Here is a 17,168-nt window from a genome sequence, read left to right on the forward strand (position 1 = left end):
CGCTGACGACAGAAAGGTCCTGTCCCGCCCCCCCTTGGGGGGGGGTCCGGGCCCGGCACGGTGTCGCAGCGGCGGTCAGGACGCCGGGATCGTTCCGAGCCGGCCGGCCTGGAAGTCCTCCATCGCCTGCACCAGCTCGGTGTGGCTGTTCATCACGAACGGGCCGTAGTGGGCGACCGGCTCGCGGATCGGCAGGCCGCCGAGCAGCACCACCTCGAAGTTGGCGCTGCGCGAGTCCTGCACCTCGTCCGCCCGGATGGTCACCGAGTTGCCCTCGCCGAAGACCACGGACTGGCCCATGTGGAACGGGCGCCGCTCGGTGCCCGCCGAGCCGCTGCCGGCCAGGCCGTAGGCGAGCGCGTTGAAGTCGGTCCGCCAGGGCAGCGTGATCTGCGCACCGGGGTTCACGGACACGTGGATCATCGTGATCGGCGTGTGCGTCGCCCCCGGGCCCTGGTGGCCCGCGACCTCGCCGGCGATGAGGCGCACCAGGCCACCGCCGTCCGCGGAGGCGAGCAGCTTCACGTTGCTGCCGCGGATGTCCTGGTACTTCGGCGCGATCATCTTGTCCGCAGCGGGCAGGTTCACCCAGAGCTGCAGGCCGTGGAAGAGGCCGCCGGACATGACCAGCGCCTCCGGCGGGGCCTCGATGTGCAGCAGGCCGGAGCCCGCCGTCATCCACTGGGTGTCACCGTCGCTGATGACGCCGCCGCCACCGTGCGAGTCCTGGTGGACGAAGGTGCCGTCCAGCAGGTACGTGACGGTCTCGAAGCCGCGGTGCGGGTGCCAGGGGGTGCCCTTGGCCTCGCCGACCTCGTACTCCACCTCGCCCATCTGGTCCATCATGATGAACGGGTCCAGGTACTTCTGGTTGATCTTGGCGAAGGCGCGACGGACCGGGAAGCCCTCGCCCTCGAAGCCGCTGGGCGCGGTCGAGACGGCCAGCACGGGACGCGACTGGGAGCCTTCGGCGGGCGCCGCGATGCGCGGCAGAACAAGCGGGTTGTCGACGGTCACGGCTGGCATGTCGGCCTCCTTCGGGGGTGGTGAGGGGCTGCCGTTCCCGGCAGCTCTTCGGCCTGTGTCCACGAGATTAGTTCAATAATCAACAAGAGGCAAGTTGAAGTTTCAACCATGGTCCCAAGCGGGTGCCATGGGTCTCCCGGTGGCGGGTTCAGCGGGCCGGCGGCCTCAGTGCTGCGGCCTCAGGGGTGCGGCCTCAGGGGTGCGGCCTCAGGGGTGCGGCCTCAGGGGTGCGGCCTCAGCCGTACATCCGGCGCATGGTGAAGTCGACCATCTGCTCCACGGCCTTGGCGTCGAACACCATCCGGTGCTCGCCCTCCATGTCCAGCGCGAAGCCGTATCCGGTCGGCAGCAGGTCCAGCACCTCGGCGCCGGAGACGCTGAAGTGCTTGGAGTCCTTGCCCGCGTACCGCCGCAGCTCCTTGAGCGAGCTGAACATCGGGATCACCGGGGTCGGGGTGTTGTGCAGCGCCAGGAACCCGGGGCGGTCGCCGCGCGGGCAGTGCACCTTCGAGGTGATGAAGATGGCCTGGAAGTCCTCGACCGGCATCGAGCCGGTGGTGAAGGCGCGCACGGCGTCGGCCAGCGAGGGCGGCGAGGGTTCGGGGTAGAGCGACTGCCCGGCGCTCTGCCCCTGGCCGCTGTAACCGCCGGCCGCCGCGTCGTAGCCGGGCTGGCCGTACATGCCGCCCATGCCCTGCTGGCCCGCCTGCTGGTAGGGGTCGCCCGGGTAGCCGCCGTTCGCGCCGGATGCGCTCTGCTCATAGCCGTACACACGGACAGGCTACTGGGCCCAGCCTGTTGGTGGGGCGGCTGAATCGGACAAGGTGACGAGGGGAAGGGATGTCAGGACACGACTACGGACGTGACTGCGTTCACGCCGGATTCACGGCTGGGGACTTGAAGAAGTTACTACCGGGTAGCATCATGGGCTTTACTGGCGGGTAGGGGCGCCCTGAAACCGAGGCGCACCCGGAGCGACGAACCGGAGAGACGGCCATGGGTCACTACAAGTCCAACCTGCGGGACGTGGAGTTCAACCTCTTCGAGGTGTTCGGCCGCGACCAGGTGTACGGCACCGGTCCGTTCGCCGACATGGACGTCGACACCGCGAAGAGCATCCTCAGCGAGATCTCGCGGCTGGCCGAGAACGACCTCGCCGCCTCCTTCGTCGACGCCGACCGCAACCCGCCGGTCTTCGACCCGGAGACCAACACGGCGCCGGTCCCGGCCAGCTTCAAGAAGAGCTACGACGCCTACATGGACGCCGAGTGGTGGCGCCTGGGCATCCCGGCCGAGATCGGTGGCCAGGTCACCCCGTCGTCGCTGATCTGGGCCTACGCCGAGCAGATCCTGGGCTCGAACCCGGCGATCTGGATGTACTCCTCCGGCCCGGCCTTCGCCGGCGTCGTCTTCGACGAGGGCACCGAGGAGCAGCAGAAGATCGCCAAGCGGATGACCGAGCGGCTCTGGGGCGCCACCATGGTGCTGACCGAGCCCGACGCGGGCTCCGACGTGGGCGCCGGCCGCACGAAGGCGATCAAGCAGGAGGACGGCTCCTGGCACATCGAGGGCGTCAAGCGCTTCATCACCTCGGGCGAGCACGACATGTCCGAGAACATCATCCACCTGGTGCTGGCCCGCCCCGAGGGCGGCAAGCCGGGCACCAAGGGCCTGGGCCTGTACATCGTCCCCAAGTTCGACTTCGACTGGGAGACCGGCGAGCTCGGCGAGCGCAACGGTGCCTACGCGACCAACGTCGAGCACAAGATGGGCCTGAAGGCCTCGAACACCTGCGAGATGACCTTCGGCGCCAAGCACCCGGCCAAGGGCTGGCTGGTCGGCGAGACCGTTGACGGCATCCGCCAGATGTTCAAGATCATCGAGTTCGCCCGGATGATGGTCGGCACGAAGGCCATCGCCACCCTCTCCACCGGCTACCTGAACGCGCTGGAGTACGCCAAGGAGCGCGTGCAGGGCGCCGACCTGTCCAACTTCCTGGACAAGAACGCGCCGCGCGTCACCATCACGCACCACGCGGACGTGCGCCGCTCGCTGCTGACCCAGAAGGCGTACGCCGAGGGCATGCGCGCCCTGGTCCTCTACACCGCCTCGGTGCAGGACGACATGGTCGCCGCCCGCCTGCGCGGCGAGAAGGACGAGGCCGCCGAGCGCCTCAACGACCTCCTGCTGCCGATCGTCAAGGGCTACGGCTCGGAGAAGTCCTACGAGCAGCTCGCCCAGTCGCTGCAGACCTTCGGCGGCTCCGGCTTCCTGCAGGAGTACCCGATCGAGCAGTACATCCGGGACGCCAAGATCGACACCCTCTACGAGGGCACCACCGCGATCCAGGGCCTGGACTTCTTCTTCCGCAAGATCGTCAAGGACGGCGGCCAGGCGCTCACCGCGGTCTCCGAGCAGATCCAGAAGTTCCTCGGTGCCGGCGAGGGCGGCGACGCCCTGGCGGGCGAGCGCGAGCTGCTCGCCAAGGCCGCCGGCGACCTGGAGGCCATCGTCGGCAAGACGCTGGCCGACCTGTCCGCGGTCGAGCAGGACGTCAAGAACATGCACAAGGTGGGCCTGAACACCACCCGCCTGCTGCTGGTCTCCGGCGACGTCGTGGTCGGCTGGCTGCTGCTGCGCCAGGCCGTCGTCGCGCTCGCCAAGATCGAGGCCGGCGCCACCGGCAAGGACCTCGCGTTCTACCAGGGCAAGGTGGCCGGCGCGCAGTTCTTCGCCCGCACCGTGCTCCCGACGGTCAGCGCGCAGCGCCTGATCGCCGAGAACATCGACCTGGACGTCATGGAGCTGGCCGAGGACGCTTTCTGAGCGGCTTCGCACTGACCGCCTGACACACCCTCAGCACTGTGGGGCCCGGTGTTCACCGGGCCCCACAGTGCTGTTCCGGCTCCCGTACCGTGCTGTTGCGGATACGGTCCGGTGTTCGTGCGGATACCGTGGCGGGCTCTGCCACGGGGTTCGTTGCCCGGGGCCCGATCCCGAATGAACTTTTGACCGCCCTGTCGGTGTACGGGCATATGCTCGGGGTGGGAAGCCCCTCCCCACCGGCTCCCGCAATCCCTCGACTCAGGAGCAGCATGTCGACCGCCGATCGACCGGTCTTCTTCGACCGGACCCACACCGACGACCTGATCGCCTATCTGGCTGCCGCACCCTCTCCGTACCACGCGGTGGCCGGGGCGGCCGAGCGGCTGGAGAAGGCGGGCTTCCGCCAGGTCGCCGAGACCGATGCGTGGGAGGGCACGGCCGGCGGCCGATACGTCGTCAGGGGCGGTGCGCTGATCGCCTGGTACGTGCCGCAGGGCGCGCGCCCGTCGACGCCGTTCCGGGTGGTCGGCACCCATACCGACTCGCCGAACCTGCGCGTCAAGCCGCTGCCGGACACCGGCACGTCGGGCTGGCGGCAGGTGGCGGTGGAGATCTACGGCGGGGTGCCGCTGAACACCTGGCTGGACCGGGACCTGGGGCTGTCCGGCCGGCTGGTGCTGCGTGACGGGTCGACGCGGCTGGTGCAGCTGGACGAGCCGCTGCTGCGGGTGCCGCAGCTGGCGATCCACCTCGACCGGCAGGTCAACGAGGGGCTCAAGCTGGACAAGCAGCGCCACCTGACCCCGATCTGGGGTCTGGGCGCGGTGGACGAGGGCAGCCTGATCGCCTACGTCGCCGAGCGCGCCGGGGTGGACGCCGCCGACGTGCTGGGCTGGGATCTGATGACCCATGACGTCCAGCCGCCGTCCTACCTGGGCCGGGACCGCGAGCTGCTGGCCGCGCCCCGGCTGGACAACCTGCTCTCGGTGCACGCCGCCGCCGCCGCGCTCGCCGCGGTGGCCGTCGCCGAGGGCGCCGACGAGCTGCCGTACATCCCGGTGATGGCCGCGTTCGACCACGAGGAGACCGGCAGCGAGTCGGACACCGGCGCGCAGGGCCCGCTGCTCGGCAACGTGCTGGAGCGCAGCGTCCACGCGCGCGGCGGCAGCGCCGAGGACCGCTCCCGGGCGCTGGCCGGCACCGTCTGCCTCTCCTCGGACATGGGCCACGCGGTGCACCCCAACTACACCGAGCGGCACGAGCCGGGCCACCAGCCGGTGCCCAACGGCGGCCCGATCCTCAAGGTGAACGTCAACAACCGGTACGCCACCGACGGCGTCGGCCGGGCCGTCTTCGCGACCGCCTGCGAGAAGGCCGGCGTCCCGTGGCAGACCTTCGTCTCGAACAACGCGATGCCGTGCGGCACCACGATCGGCCCGATCACCGCGGCCCGGCTCGGCATCACCACGGTGGACTGCGGAATCGCGGCGCTCTCCATGCACTCGGCGCGTGAGCTGTGCGGCGCCGAGGACCCGTACCTGCTGGCCAGCGCGATCAAGGCGTTCCTGGAGGGCTGATTCCCGGCGGGCTGAGCCTTCGGGGCCCAACTGGGGGGCCGGGTGGGGGGCCGGGCCGGCCGGCCCCCCGAGTAGCCGCTGCTCCGGCAGCCGCTACTCCATGCCGGCCAGCACCAGCGGCAGCCGGGTGGCGCCGCCGGCCACCAGCTTCACCGGCACGCCCCAGTCCTGCTGGTGCACGTGGCAGGCCGGGTACTCGATCTCCGGATCGTCGTCACAGGACGCCGCCATCGCGGAGACGTGCAGCACGCCCTCGGTCAGCTCGGCGGAGAGCACCAGCTCACGGCTGAGCGCGCTGTCCGCACCCGCGCCGGAGACGAGCAGCTCGGGCGGGGTCGAACTGACCAGCAGCCGGGTCGAGGGACCGTAGCGCTCGTCCAGCTTCTGCCCGCTCGGGGCGCTGAAGACGACGTCCAGCCGCAGCGTTCCCGGCGCGACCTCGGTCGCCGCGCGCTGGGTGCGGTGCGCGACGGACTCGACCCGGACGGCCTCCTCGGGCAGCCGCAGCCGGGTCAGCCGGTGCCGGGCCGACTCGACCACCACGATGTCCCCGTCCACCAGGACCGCGCCGGAGGGCTCGCGCAGGTCGGTGGCGAGCGTGCTGACCTCGCCAGGCTCCCCCTCCCGGGTCGGCGGGGTGTAGCGGCGCAGCGCGTGGTTGTACGTGTCGGCGATCGCGACCGAGCCGTCCGGCAGCACGGTGACGCCGAGCGGGTGCTGGAGCAGCGCCTGGTCGGCCGCGCCGTCCCGGATGCCGAAGTCGAACAGGCCGGTGCCGACGGCGGTGTGGACCGTCATGGTTTCACGTGCCCCACCTGATTTCTGGAGCCACCGCACCGCGGAGGTCTCCGAGTCGGCGACCCAGAGCTTGGAGCCGTCCGCCGAGACCGCGAGGCCGGACGGCTGGGCGAACCAGGCCTCCGCTGCCGGGCCGTCCACCAGGCCCTCGTTCGTGGTGCCGGCCGCGACCGCAACCGCCTCGGCCGCCGGGTCGTAGGCCCAGAGCTGGTGCACGCCGGCCATCGCGATCCAGACCCGGCCGTCGAAGAACGCGACGTCCCACGGCGAGGAGAGGTCCACCTCGCGGGCCGGGCCCTCGGTCGGCGAGCCCTGCCACCACTGCCGGCCGGTGCCGGCCAGCGTGGTCACCGCGCCGTCGGAGAGCCGCACGCCGCGCAGCGCGTGGTTCACGGTGTCGGCGACCACCACGTCGTACCCGAGGTCGAGGTCCTGCGGGACCAGCGCCAGCCCCTGCGGCTCGCTGAACCGGGCGCTCGCCGCCCCGCCGTCCGCGAACCCGCGCTCGCCGTCGCCGATCCGGCGCAGCACCGTCTCGCCGTCCTCGGCCAGCTCGACCAGCGAGTGGTGCCCGGAGTCGGCCACCAGGAACCCGCCGCCGGGCAGCCGGACCGCCTTGCCGGGGAACTTCAGCGCCCCGGCCACCGGCTCCGGCGCCACGTACGGACCGTCGCCGCGGCGCAGCGTGCCCTTCGCGGCGTGCTCGGTCTCCAGCTCCTCGACCAGCCGCTCGATCGCGTGCGCGTGCCCCTCGCCCGCGTGCTGCGCGACCACGTACCCCTCGGGGTCGATCACCACCAGCGTCGGCCAGGCCCGCACCGCGTACTGCTTCCAGGTGACCAGCTCCGGGTCGTCCAGCACCGGGTGCTCGACCTCGTACCGGGCCACCGCATCGACCACCGCCTGGTGGTCGGCCTCGTGCACGAACTTCGGCGAGTGCACGCCGACGATCACGACCGTGTCGCGGTGCTTCTCCTCCAGCTCACGCAGCTCGTCGAGGACGTGCAGACAGTTGATGCAGCAGAAGGTCCAGAAGTCCGCGATCACGATCTTGCCGCGCAGGTCGGCCAGGGTCAGATCTTTACCGCCGGTGTTGAGCCATCCGCCCTTGCCGACGAGTTCAGGGGCGCGGACGCGTGCACGAGAAGCCATGTCCTCATCCAACCGCATCGCGCCCCCTGCGCATTCCGGGACCGGACTACGCGCTTCCGGCTACCGGCTGTCGGGCGGTGGCGCGTCAGAGGAGGGCCGGGCGGCGGGCGAAGACGGCTGTGCGGCGGCGTAGTTCGGTGACGCCCGGGGTGGCGGCGCCGGTGTCGAAGGCGCGCTGGTTGGCCTCCACGGTGGGTTGGTGGGTGTCGATCCAGCCGCGGATCGCGTTCAGCGGCTCGGCCAGGGTCCGGCCGAGTGGGCTGAGTTCGTAGCGGACCCGCAGCACCGGGCCGTCCAGCACGGTGCGGGTGACCAGGCCGTCGCGCTCCAGGCTGCGCAGTTTCTGGGTGAGGACCTTGCGGCTGATGTCGCCGATCCGGCGCTCCAGGTCGCCGTAGCAGGCCGGGCCGTCCTGCAGCGTCACCAGCAGCAGGGCCGACCAGCGGTCGCCGAGCCGGTCCAGCAGGGGGCGGCAGGGGCAGCGGTCCTCGTCACTCTCCTTCATGTGCCGGGTAACGGTGCAGGTGGCGGGGGGTATTCCGGGCAGGTACCCGGAGGTTCCGTCTGGTCGGGCGCGGGGCGCCCGGCGAGCCTGGTGGCATGACGAAGCAGATGAACGCGCTGACCCAGGACGTTTTCGGTACGCCGGAGGTGCTGCGGATCGCGCGCACCGACCGGCCCGAGGCCGGTCCGACGGAGGTACTGGTCAGGGTGCACGCGGCCGGGATCAACCCGGTGGACGTGAAGACGAGCAAGGGCGAGGGTCTCGCCTGGTACTACGGCGAGCCGCCGTACACGCTGGGCTGGGACGTCAGCGGGACGGTCGAGGCGGTCGGCTTCGGGGTGACCACGCTCAAGGTGGGCGACGAGGTCTTCGGGATGCCGCTCTTCCCGCGGCTGGCGGGCGGATTCGCCGAGTACGTGGCCGCACCCTCGCGGCAGTTCGTCCGCAAGCCGGCCGGGCTGAGCCACGCCGAGGCGGCCGCGCTGCCGCTGGCCGGGCTGACGGCCTGGCAGATCATCGTGGACACGGCCGAGGTGAGGGCGGGCCAGCGGGTGCTGGTGCACGCGGCCGCCGGCGGGGTGGGCCACCTCGCGGTGCAGATCGCCAAGGCCAGGGGCGCGTACGTGATCGGAACGGCGCGGGCGGCCAAGCACGAGTTCCTGCTCGGGATCGGGGCCGACCAGGTGGTGGACTACACCGCGGGCCCGTTCGAGGAGTCGGTCGGCGAGGTGGACGTCGTGGTCGACAACATCGGCGACCCCGAGCACCAGCTGCGCTCGCTGCGCACGCTGCGGGAGGGTGGGCTGCTGGTCGCGGTGCCGGGCGGGGTGGACCCGGCGGCGGCCGAGCTGGCCCGGACGACCGGTCGGCGGATCACCGACGTGCTGGTCGAGCCGGACCAGATCGGGCTGCGCGGGCTGGTCGAGCTGATCGGGGCGGAGCGGCTGCGGGTGGAGCTGGCCGAGGTGCTGCCCTTCGCCGAGGCGGCGAAGGGCTTCGAGCTGGTCGGCTCGGGGCGCACCCAGGGGAAGGTGGTGCTGAGCTGGGCGTGAGCCGGGCCCGGCGTCAGCCCTTGGCCAGCCGCTCGGTCAGCCGTGCCTTGGCGGCCGGCCACTCGTCGATCAGCATCGAGAAGTAGACGCTGTCCCGCCAGCTGCCGTCCTTGCGCTTCCGGGCCCGGCGGAAGGTGCCCTCGTACTGCGCGCCGAGGCGGCGGATCGCGTTCTGCGAGCGCTCGTTGCGGATGTCGGTCTTCCACATCACCCGGCCCATCCCGAGCTCCTCGTAGGCGTGGGTGAGCAGCAGCAGCTTGGCCTCGGTGTTGACGGCGCTGCGCCAGACCGAGCGGGCGTACCAGGTGCCGCCGATCTCCACCCACTCGTCGGTGACGTTGACGTCGTAGAAGCAGCTGACGCCGACCGCGCGGCCGCTGCCGGCCTCGACCACGGCGAACGGCTCGCAGCCGGGGTTGGCCAGGTAGCCGTCGACGATCGCGGCCATCTCGGACTCGGTCTGCGGGGCGCTCCACGGGAGCCAGCGGAACACCTCCTCGTCCTGGCCGGCGGCCCGGAAGAGGTCGGCGGTGTGCGCGCGGCCGAGCGGCTCCAGGCGGACGTGGCTACCGGTGAGGGTGACGGGGGCAGGGTGTTTCGCGGTCATGCCGCACACCGTAGCCACAGTACGAACTAGGTGCAATAGATTATTGACTTAGTGCAAAGCTGGCAGCCCGCGAAAAAGCCCCGCACCACGGTCGGTGCGGGGCTTTTCGGCGGCCTTGATCAGCTGAACTCAGATGAACGAGTTGATCTGGATCGTCTCGGTCCGGCCGGGGCCGACGCCGATCGCGGAGATCGGCGCGCCCGACATCTCCTCCAGCGCCTTCACGTAGGCCTGCGCGTTCTTCGGCAGATCGGCGAAGGTCTGCGCCTTGCTGATGTCCTCGGTCCAGCCCGGCAGCGTCTCGTAGATCGGCTTCGCGTGGTGGAAGTCGGACTGGTTGTACGGCAGCTCCTCGACCCGCTTGCCGTCGATCTCGTAGGCGACGCAGACCGGGATCTGCTCCCAGCCGGTGAGCACGTCGAGCTTGGTCAGGAAGAAGTCGGTCAGGCCGTTGACCCGGGTCGCGTAGCGCGCGATCACCGCGTCGAACCAGCCGCAGCGCCGGTCACGGCCGGTGGTCACGCCGCGCTCGCCGCCGATCCGGCGCAACGCCTCGCCGTCGGCGTCCAGCAGCTCGGTCGGGAACGGGCCCGAGCCGACGCGGGTGGTGTACGCCTTGAGGATGCCGATGACCCGGTCGATCTTGGTCGGGCCGATGCCGGCACCGGTGCAGGCGCCGCCGGAGGTCGGGTTGGACGAGGTGACGAACGGGTACGTGCCGTGGTCCACGTCCAGCAGGGTGCCCTGGCCGCCCTCCAGCAGGACCACCTTGTTCGCCTTGAGCGCCTCGTCCAGCACCAGCGTGGTGTCGGCCAGGAACGGGCGGATCTTCTCGGCGTAGCCCAGGTACTCCTGGACCACCAGGTCGGCCGGCATCGCGCGGCGGTTGTAGAGCTTGACCAGGATCTGGTTCTTGTGGTCCAGCGCGGCTTCGACCTTCTGGCGCAGGATCGACTCGTCGAAGAGGTCCTGCACCCGGATGCCGATGCGGTTGATCTTGTCGGCGTAGGCCGGGCCGATCCCGCGACCGGTGGTGCCGATCTTGCGCTTGCCCAGGAACCGCTCGGTGACCTTGTCCAGGGTGCGGTGGTACGGGGTGATCAGGTGGGCGTTGCCCGAGATCAGCAGCTTGGAGGTGTCGATGCCGCGCTCGTTCAGGCCGGCCAGCTCGGAGAGCAGCACGCCCGGGTCGATCACCACGCCGTTGCCGATCACCGGCACGACGTTCGAGCTCAGGATGCCGGAAGGCAGCAGGTGCAGCGCGTACTTCTGGTCGCCGATGACCACCGTGTGGCCGGCGTTGTTGCCGCCCTGGTAGCGGACGACGTAGTCGACGGAGCCGCCGAGGAGGTCCGTCGCCTTCCCCTTGCCCTCGTCTCCCCACTGGGCGCCAACGAGCACGAGTGCCGGCACAGGCGTACACCCCTTCCGGTTGGGGCATCCTGCGTAGGCCGCAGTCTGCCCCGAGATAGACGAAGCCCCTGGCGCAATAGCGCAAGGGGCTCTTGCACCGAGAGATTACCTGAGGAAGGACCGGTCGTGTCGTCCCTGTCCACGCCCGCCCCCCAACCCTCCGACGCCGCGGGCCCGCCCGGTTGCACACCACTGTTGCTGCTGCTCGACCCGGTCGCGCGCGCGGTGGACGGCGAGGCGGTGCGGATCGCCCGTGACGTGCTGGCGGGCGGCGCGGACGTCAAGGTCGTGGTGCCGGAGAGCGTCACCGAGCTGGAGCGGGTGCTCTCGCACCGGGGCCGGCGCCGGCCGGTGGTGGTCGGCTCGGACCTGACGCTCCAGCGGGTGGTGCAGGCGCTGCACCGGCAGGGCGAGTTGGGCGCCGCGCCGGTCGGCCTGGTGCCGGTCGGCGAGGAGCGGGCGGTGCTGCTGGCCCGTTCGTTCGGCGTGCCGGTGGAGCCGGTGGCGGCGGCCCGCGCGGTGCTCGCCGGGGTGCCCAGGCAGCTCGGGCTGCTGCTCGACGACGGCGACGGCGTGGTGCTCGGGGAGGTCAGGATCCCCGGCCGGCGGCAGGGCCAACCGGGCGGTTGGCGTTCGCTGTGGGCGAAATTGATTGCGGCCGAGCAGGTGGAGGCCCAAGGGGCCCGACTGCGGGTCGAGGCGGACGGGCGACCGCTGGGCGGTGCGGGCCGTCCGCTGCGGCTGGTCGCGCTGCGGCTGCCGGCCGGCTCGGCGGCGGCCGAGGTGGTGGTCCGCCCGGCCGGGCCCGGCGGCGCGCTGCTGCGGGTGCGGGCGTCCAGCATCACGGTGGTCGGCCGCACCTTCGGGTACGAGGCGGACGGCTGCCCGGTCGGCCCGGTGCCGGCCCGGACCTGGACGGCGCGGCCACAGGCCTGGCGGCTGCTGCTGCCCGCGGGGTGACCGCCCGCGGGGTGACCGCCCGGATCGCCGCCGGGTGACCGCCCGGATCGCCGCCGGATTGCTGCCGGATGACCGCCGGATTGCCGGTGGGCACCGGATGGCCGACGGGTCGGCGGCCGGGTGGTGGCAGGGTGACCAGAGTCACGCCCGGAGCGCGGTGTTCCGTATCCTGCCTGCCCGAGCGGCATGGTAAGGGGCTGAATCTACGCGCGTCGCGGTCGATTTCGCCAGTTCGCGCGCCGTCCCCGTTCCGGAAGCCTGTGCCAACTGCCCTAGACTCGAAGACGTGCCACGTGGTGACGGAAGACTCAACCACGATCTTCTTCCCGGTGAGAAAGGCCCCCAGGACGCTTGCGGCGTCTTCGGTGTCTGGGCTCCCGGCGAGGAGGTCGCCAAGCTCACGTACTTCGGCCTCTATGCCCTGCAGCACCGCGGTCAGGAATCCGCGGGCATCGCAGTGAGCAATGGCTCCCAGATTCTCGTCTTCAAGGACATGGGACTCGTCTCCCAGGTCTTCGACGAGGCATCCCTGGGGTCCTTGCACGGGCATATCGCCGTTGGACATGCCCGCTACTCGACCACCGGGTCCTCGGTCTGGGAGAACGCCCAGCCGACCTTCCGGGCGACCGCTCACGGTTCGCTGGCCCTCGGCCACAACGGAAACCTGGTCAACACCGCCGAACTCGCGGCGATGGTCGCCGAACTGCCCGGCGAGGAGCACATCTCGCGCTCCGGCCGGACCGCCGCGACCAACGACACCGACCTGGTGACCGCGCTGCTGGCCGGCCACCCGGACCTCTCCATCGAGGAGACGGCCCGCCAGGTGCTGCCCAGCGTCAAGGGCGCCTTCTCGCTCGTCTTCATGGACGAGCACACGCTCTACGCGGCCCGTGACCCGCAGGGCATCCGCCCGCTGGTGCTCGGCCGGCTGGAGCGCGGCTGGGTGATCGCCTCGGAGACCGCCGCCCTCGACATCTGCGGCGCCAGCTTCATCCGTGAGGTGGAGCCGGGCGAGCTGATCGCGGTCGACGAGAACGGCCTGCGCACCTCGCGCTTCGCCGAGGCCAAGCCCAAGGGCTGCGTCTTCGAGTACGTCTACCTGGCCCGTCCCGACACCACGATCGCCGGGCGCAACGTGCACCTGTCGCGGGTCGAGATGGGCCGCCGACTGGCCGCCGAGGCGCCGGTCGAGGCGGACATGGTGATAGCGACGCCCGAGTCCGGCACCCCCGCCGCGATCGGGTACGCCGAGGCCAGCGGGATCCCGTACGGCTCCGGCCTGGTGAAGAACGCCTACGTCGGGCGCACCTTCATCCAGCCCAGCCAGACGATCCGCCAGCTCGGCATCCGGCTCAAGCTGAACCCGCTGCGCGAGGTCATCCAGGGCAAGCGCCTGGTCGTCGTCGATGACTCGATCGTGCGCGGCAACACCCAGCGCGCGCTGGTCCGGATGCTGCGCGAGGCGGGCGCCGCCGAGGTGCACATCCGGATCTCCTCGCCGCCGGTGAAGTGGCCGTGCTTCTTCGGCATCGACTTCGCCACCCGGGCCGAGCTGATCGCGAACGGCATGACGGTCGAGGAGATCGGCCGCACGCTCGGCGCGGACTCGCTCGCCTACATCTCGATCGACGGCATGATCGAGGCCACCAAGCAGCCGAAGGACCGGCTCTGCCGGGCCTGCTTCGACGGCGAGTACCCGATGGAGCTGCCGGATCCGGCGCTGCTCGGCAAACTCCTGCTGGAGGCCGAGATCGCCGGCAGTCAGCAGAAGCCCGCGGTGCGCGGCAAGCCGACTTCCGACCTCGACGGGGTGCAGTCCCTGCTCGGCGGTCACGGAGCGGCCGACGCGCTGCGCCGCCCGTAGTACCCAAGGAGCGGGGCCCCGACCGGGGCCCCGCTGCTGTTAGCAGCCAAGGCTGCTGACACCACCCAGCTGTTGCACACCAGCTGTTGGCAACCCCCCACAGACCCGAGAGGGCCGCAGTGACCAGCAACGAGAGTGGCGCCACCTACGCCGCCGCCGGAGTCGACATCGAGGCGGGCGACCGCGCGGTTGAGCTCATGAAGGAGTGGGTGAAGAAGACCAACCGGCCCGAGGTGGTCGGCGGCCTCGGCGGCTTCGCCGGCCTCTTCGACATCTCCGCCCTCAAGCGCTACGAGCGCCCGCTGCTGGCCTCCGCCACCGACGGCGTGGGCACCAAGGTCGCGCTCGCCGCCGCGATGGACAAGCACGACACGATCGGCCACGACCTGGTCGGCATGGTCGTCGACGACCTGGTGGTCTGCGGCGCCGAGCCGCTCTTCATGACCGACTACATCTGCGTCGGCAAGGTGCACCCCGAGCGGGTCGCCCAGATCGTCAAGGGCATCGCCGAGGGCTGCGTGCTGGCCGGCTGCGCGCTGGTCGGCGGCGAGACCGCCGAGCACCCGGGCCTGCTCGGGCCGGACGAGTACGACGTGGCGGGCGCCGGCACCGGCGTCGTCGAGGCCGACCGGCTGCTCGGCGCCGAGCGGGTCCGCGCGGGCGACGTGGTGATCGCGATGGCCGCCTCCGGCCTGCACTCCAACGGCTACTCGCTGGTGCGCCACGTGCTGCTGAACGAGGCCGGCTGGAAGCTCGACCGCGAGGTGGCCGAGTTCGGCCGCACGCTCGGCGAGGAGCTGCTGGAGCCGACCCGGATCTACTCGCTGGACTGCCTGGCGCTCACCCGCGCGACCGAGATCCACGCCTTCTCGCACGTCACCGGCGGGGGCCTGGCGGCCAACCTGGCCCGGGTGATCCCGGACGGCCTGCACGCCCGCCTGGACCGCGGCACCTGGACCCCGCTGCCGGTCTTCCAGACCGTCGCCGAGGTCGGCCGGATGCAGACGCTGGAGATCGAGAAGACGCTGAACATGGGCATCGGCATGGTCGCCGTGGTCCCGCCGGAGTCGGTCGACGTGGTGCTGGCGATCCTGGAGGACCGCGGCGTCGAGGCCTGGCTGCTGGGCGACATCGTGGCCCGGGACGCCGAGTACGCGGGCGGCGCGGCGCTGTACGGCGACTACGCGTAGTCGGGCGGCCGGGGCCCACGCGGGCCCCGGCCGCCGCTCACCGAGGGCCGTCGGCTCACCCGAGTGAACTGCTGCTCCCCTCACCCCCGCGCGGGGGTGAGGGGAGCAGAAAAGTATCCGGGGACGCCGAAAACCGGCCCGGCGCTGTGGGCGCTCGGACCGGCCAGGGCGGCGGAGTCAGACTCGGCGGCGAGCCTGGTGGCCGGCGTCGGCCTCCTGCTCGTCATCCTCGTCGTCGTCGTTGTAGTAGTCCGCGTACGCGGCGTAGGGGTCGTCCTCGTCCTCTTCCTCAACCGGCTCAGGGTTGACGGTATGAACGGGTGAAACGCCCAGCTCGCTGGACAGACGGTTGGCGTCAAAGCCGCCGCCGTTGTACTTCAGCTCGCGGGCGACCTTCGTCTGCTTGGCCTTGGCCCGGCCGCGCCCCATGGGTCGACCCCCTCAACGATGGGGCTCACGGCCCCGAGTCTGACACGTGTTCATGATCAGGAGCGGCTTGCCCTAAGCGGGATAGCCGTCCCTTGGAGCATCCACGGTACCTGTTTCCGCCGTCGGACGGTACGTCGCCGATGTGACGTGGCGCGCACTGTCGCCCCACGGGACCAGGTCTCTCCTGGTCGGGCGGGGCATTCCGGGCATTCGCAGGGTGCCCGGTCGGTGCCCGGGACCGTCGTTCTCCGACCGATTATCCCCCGACCGTGGCGTCCGAGGGGCCCGTTCGGGGGACATCCGGTGAATCCGGTTCCACATTGTGATCCGGATCGGGTGCCGACCACCGCCCGGTGGAGCGGTGGCCGGCACCTGTTCGGCACCGGCGCGGTGCCGAGGGGCCGCGCGGTCAGGCCTGGTGGCCCGGCCCGGCGGTCAGCCCTTGCGGGCGCCCGGCAGCAGGATCGTGCGCAGCGCGCTGATCTCGCGCATCCGGCGCTCGGCGAGCCGGTCCGCGGCCACGGCCGGCGGCACGCCGTCCGCGGTCGCCCGGGTGAAGATCTCCAGCGTGGTGTCGAAGATCTTGGTGGCCTTGTTCTTGGCCCGCTCGAAGTTGAAGCCGTCGATCTCGTCGGCCACCTGGATCACGCCGCCGGAGTTCACCAGGTAGTCGGGCGCGTACAGGATGCCGCGGTCGGCCAGGTCCTTCTCCACGCCCGGGTGCGCCAGCTGGTTGTTGGCCGCGCCGCAGATCACCGAGGTGCCGGCCGCGGTGAGCGCGCCGACCGTCTCGTCGTCCAGCGCGCCACCGAGCGCACAGGGGGCGTAGACGTCCAGGCGGGCGTCGAGCAGCGCCTTGGTGTCGGCGACCACCTCGACGTCCGGGTGAGAGGCCCGGACCCGGTTGACGGCGGTCTCCGAGACGTCCGTGATCACCACGGTCGCGCCGTCCGCCACCAGGTGGCCGACCAGGTAGTGGCCGACCTTGCCGACACCCGCGACGCCGACCCGCTTGCCGCGCAGCGTCGGCTGGCCCCAGCGGGCCTGGGCCGAGGCGCGCATGCCCTGGAAGACGCCGAAGGCGGTCAGGATGGACGAGTCGCCGGCGCCGCCGTGCTCGGGGGAGCGGCCGGTGACGTGGTCGCACTCGCGGGCGATCACGTCCATGTCCTGAACGTAGGTGCCCACGTCACAGGCGGTGATGTAGCGGCCGGCGAGCGACTGCACGAAGCGGCCGTAGGCGCGCAGCAGCGCCTCGGACTTGTCGCCGCCGTCGGCCTTGGCCGCCGGGTTGCCGATGATCACGGCCTTGCCACCGCCGAGGTCGAGCCCGGCGAGCGCGTTCTTGTAGCTCATCCCGCGGGAGAGCCGCAGCGCGTCCTCCAGCGCCTCCTCCTCGGAGGCGTACTGGTGGAACCGGGTGCCGCCGAGGGCCGGGCCCAGGGCGGTCGAGTGGATGGCGATGATCGCCTTCAGGCCGGACGACCGGTCGTGGCAGAGCACGACCTGCTCGTGTCCGTCGCCCGGGGCGCCGTCCTGCTCAGTACGGAAGATCCGGCTCAGCACGCCTGGTGCGGGGTGCGTCGCGGATACGGTGCGTACGTCGGTCACTGTGGTGACTCCAGTATCTGCGGGCCCGCTGCTGTGGTGCGGGCATCTGATGCGAAGCGTAGTCCGAGGGGTGCCGGGCGCACGCCCCCTCGGACAGGATCAGTGGAGACCGTTCCATAACGGTCTGTCTGGCGGCCACCGCTCCGTGCGACGATGCA

General features: G+C 71.3%; 14 protein-coding genes. 6 read left to right on the plus strand and 8 right to left on the minus strand.

The window, feature by feature from the left end; genetic code table 11:
- Nucleotides 1-75 precede the first annotated feature (75 nt).
- Together AC060L_RS04135 and AC060L_RS04140 are read right to left on the minus strand one after the other, a co-directional pair.
- The gene (locus tag AC060L_RS04135; RefSeq protein ID WP_483797025.1) at nucleotides 76-1,026 is read right to left on the minus strand and encodes a pirin family protein; all 951 of its coding nucleotides are present in this window, start codon (nucleotides 1,024-1,026) and stop codon (nucleotides 76-78) included.
- Nucleotides 1,027-1,261: 235 nt separating this feature from the next.
- Nucleotides 1,262-1,798 carry an SseB family protein gene (locus AC060L_RS04140; RefSeq protein ID WP_483797026.1) on the minus strand — a complete coding sequence of 179 codons (537 nt, stop codon included), beginning with the start codon at nucleotides 1,796-1,798 and terminating at the stop codon, nucleotides 1,262-1,264.
- A gap of 224 nt (nucleotides 1,799-2,022) precedes the next feature.
- Between AC060L_RS04140 and AC060L_RS04145 the strand changes: the two genes are divergently transcribed.
- Nucleotides 2,023-3,852 carry an acyl-CoA dehydrogenase gene (locus tag AC060L_RS04145; protein WP_483797027.1) on the plus strand — a complete coding sequence of 610 codons (1,830 nt, stop codon included), beginning with the start codon at nucleotides 2,023-2,025 and terminating at the stop codon, nucleotides 3,850-3,852.
- A 269-nt stretch (nucleotides 3,853-4,121) separates the two neighbouring features.
- Complete coding sequence (locus AC060L_RS04150) at nucleotides 4,122-5,429, plus strand: M18 family aminopeptidase (RefSeq protein ID WP_483797029.1); 1,308 nt, start codon at nucleotides 4,122-4,124, stop codon at nucleotides 5,427-5,429.
- A 93-nt stretch (nucleotides 5,430-5,522) separates the two neighbouring features.
- On the opposite strand, the gene AC060L_RS04155 is transcribed toward AC060L_RS04150, so the two are convergent.
- Both AC060L_RS04155 and AC060L_RS04160 read right to left on the minus strand, forming a co-directional pair.
- Complete coding sequence (locus AC060L_RS04155) at nucleotides 5,523-7,379, minus strand: NHL domain-containing thioredoxin family protein (protein ID WP_483797030.1); 1,857 nt, start codon at nucleotides 7,377-7,379, stop codon at nucleotides 5,523-5,525.
- Nucleotides 7,380-7,464: 85 nt separating this feature from the next.
- Entirely contained in the window at nucleotides 7,465-7,884 is a 420-nt protein-coding gene (locus tag AC060L_RS04160) for a winged helix-turn-helix transcriptional regulator (protein ID WP_483797031.1), read from the minus strand.
- 95 nt (nucleotides 7,885-7,979) lie between these two features.
- Here AC060L_RS04160 and AC060L_RS04165 point away from each other — a divergent pair, with 95 nt between their 5' ends.
- Entirely contained in the window at nucleotides 7,980-8,936 is a 957-nt protein-coding gene (locus tag AC060L_RS04165) for an NADP-dependent oxidoreductase (protein WP_483797032.1), read from the plus strand.
- A gap of 13 nt (nucleotides 8,937-8,949) precedes the next feature.
- Here the strand turns inward: AC060L_RS04165 and AC060L_RS04170 are convergent, their stop codons facing one another.
- Both AC060L_RS04170 and AC060L_RS04175 read right to left on the minus strand, forming a co-directional pair.
- On the minus strand, nucleotides 8,950-9,543 hold the full coding sequence (locus AC060L_RS04170) for a GNAT family N-acetyltransferase (protein ID WP_483797033.1): 594 nt from the start codon (nucleotides 9,541-9,543) through the stop codon (nucleotides 8,950-8,952).
- Between the two features lie 129 nt (nucleotides 9,544-9,672).
- Nucleotides 9,673-10,956, minus strand: coding sequence for an adenylosuccinate synthase (locus AC060L_RS04175; RefSeq protein ID WP_483797034.1), 1,284 nt, complete (start codon nucleotides 10,954-10,956; stop codon nucleotides 9,673-9,675).
- Nucleotides 10,957-11,082: 126 nt separating this feature from the next.
- On the opposite strand from AC060L_RS04175, the gene AC060L_RS04180 reads away from it, so the two are divergent.
- The 3 genes from AC060L_RS04180 to purM all read left to right on the plus strand — a co-directional run bounded on the left by AC060L_RS04180 (nucleotide 11,083) and on the right by purM (nucleotide 14,970).
- Nucleotides 11,083-11,916, plus strand: coding sequence for a diacylglycerol kinase (locus AC060L_RS04180; protein WP_483797035.1), 834 nt, complete (start codon nucleotides 11,083-11,085; stop codon nucleotides 11,914-11,916).
- Nucleotides 11,917-12,202: 286 nt separating this feature from the next.
- On the plus strand, nucleotides 12,203-13,780 hold the full coding sequence (gene purF / locus AC060L_RS04185; protein WP_483797036.1) for an amidophosphoribosyltransferase: 1,578 nt from the start codon (nucleotides 12,203-12,205) through the stop codon (nucleotides 13,778-13,780).
- 119 nt (nucleotides 13,781-13,899) lie between these two features.
- Nucleotides 13,900-14,970: a phosphoribosylformylglycinamidine cyclo-ligase gene (gene purM, locus AC060L_RS04190; RefSeq protein ID WP_483797037.1), complete on the plus strand. Its 1,071-nt coding sequence runs from the start codon at nucleotides 13,900-13,902 to the stop codon at nucleotides 14,968-14,970.
- 177 nt (nucleotides 14,971-15,147) lie between these two features.
- Here the strand turns inward: purM and AC060L_RS04195 are convergent, their stop codons facing one another.
- A complete protein-coding gene (locus tag AC060L_RS04195) occupies nucleotides 15,148-15,399 on the minus strand; it encodes a DUF3073 domain-containing protein (protein ID WP_483797038.1) in 252 nt (83 codons plus the stop codon).
- Nucleotides 15,400-15,834: 435 nt separating this feature from the next.
- The gene (locus tag AC060L_RS04200; protein ID WP_483797039.1) at nucleotides 15,835-17,010 is read right to left on the minus strand and encodes a Glu/Leu/Phe/Val dehydrogenase dimerization domain-containing protein; all 1,176 of its coding nucleotides are present in this window, start codon (nucleotides 17,008-17,010) and stop codon (nucleotides 15,835-15,837) included.
- Between the last annotated feature and the right edge of the window lie 158 nt (nucleotides 17,011-17,168).

It is taken from the genome of Kitasatospora sp. NEAU-69 (assembly GCF_057158765.1).

What these genes read in the sequence shown, in the direction of transcription:
- AC060L_RS04135 (WP_483797025.1), bottom strand. Translation starts at nt 1,026, where the DNA reads ATGCCAGCCGTGACCGTCGACAACCCGCTTGTTCTGCCGCGCATCGCG.
- AC060L_RS04145 (WP_483797027.1), top strand. Translation starts at nt 2,023, where the DNA reads ATGGGTCACTACAAGTCCAACCTGCGGGACGTGGAGTTCAACCTCTTC.
- AC060L_RS04150 (WP_483797029.1), top strand. Translation starts at nt 4,122, where the DNA reads ATGTCGACCGCCGATCGACCGGTCTTCTTCGACCGGACCCACACCGAC.
- AC060L_RS04155 (WP_483797030.1), bottom strand. Translation starts at nt 7,379, where the DNA reads ATGGCTTCTCGTGCACGCGTCCGCGCCCCTGAACTCGTCGGCAAGGGC.
- AC060L_RS04160 (WP_483797031.1), bottom strand. Translation starts at nt 7,884, where the DNA reads ATGAAGGAGAGTGACGAGGACCGCTGCCCCTGCCGCCCCCTGCTGGAC.
- AC060L_RS04165 (WP_483797032.1), top strand. Translation starts at nt 7,980, where the DNA reads ATGACGAAGCAGATGAACGCGCTGACCCAGGACGTTTTCGGTACGCCG.
- AC060L_RS04170 (WP_483797033.1), bottom strand. Translation starts at nt 9,543, where the DNA reads ATGACCGCGAAACACCCTGCCCCCGTCACCCTCACCGGTAGCCACGTC.
- AC060L_RS04195 (WP_483797038.1), bottom strand. Translation starts at nt 15,399, where the DNA reads ATGGGGCGCGGCCGGGCCAAGGCCAAGCAGACGAAGGTCGCCCGCGAG.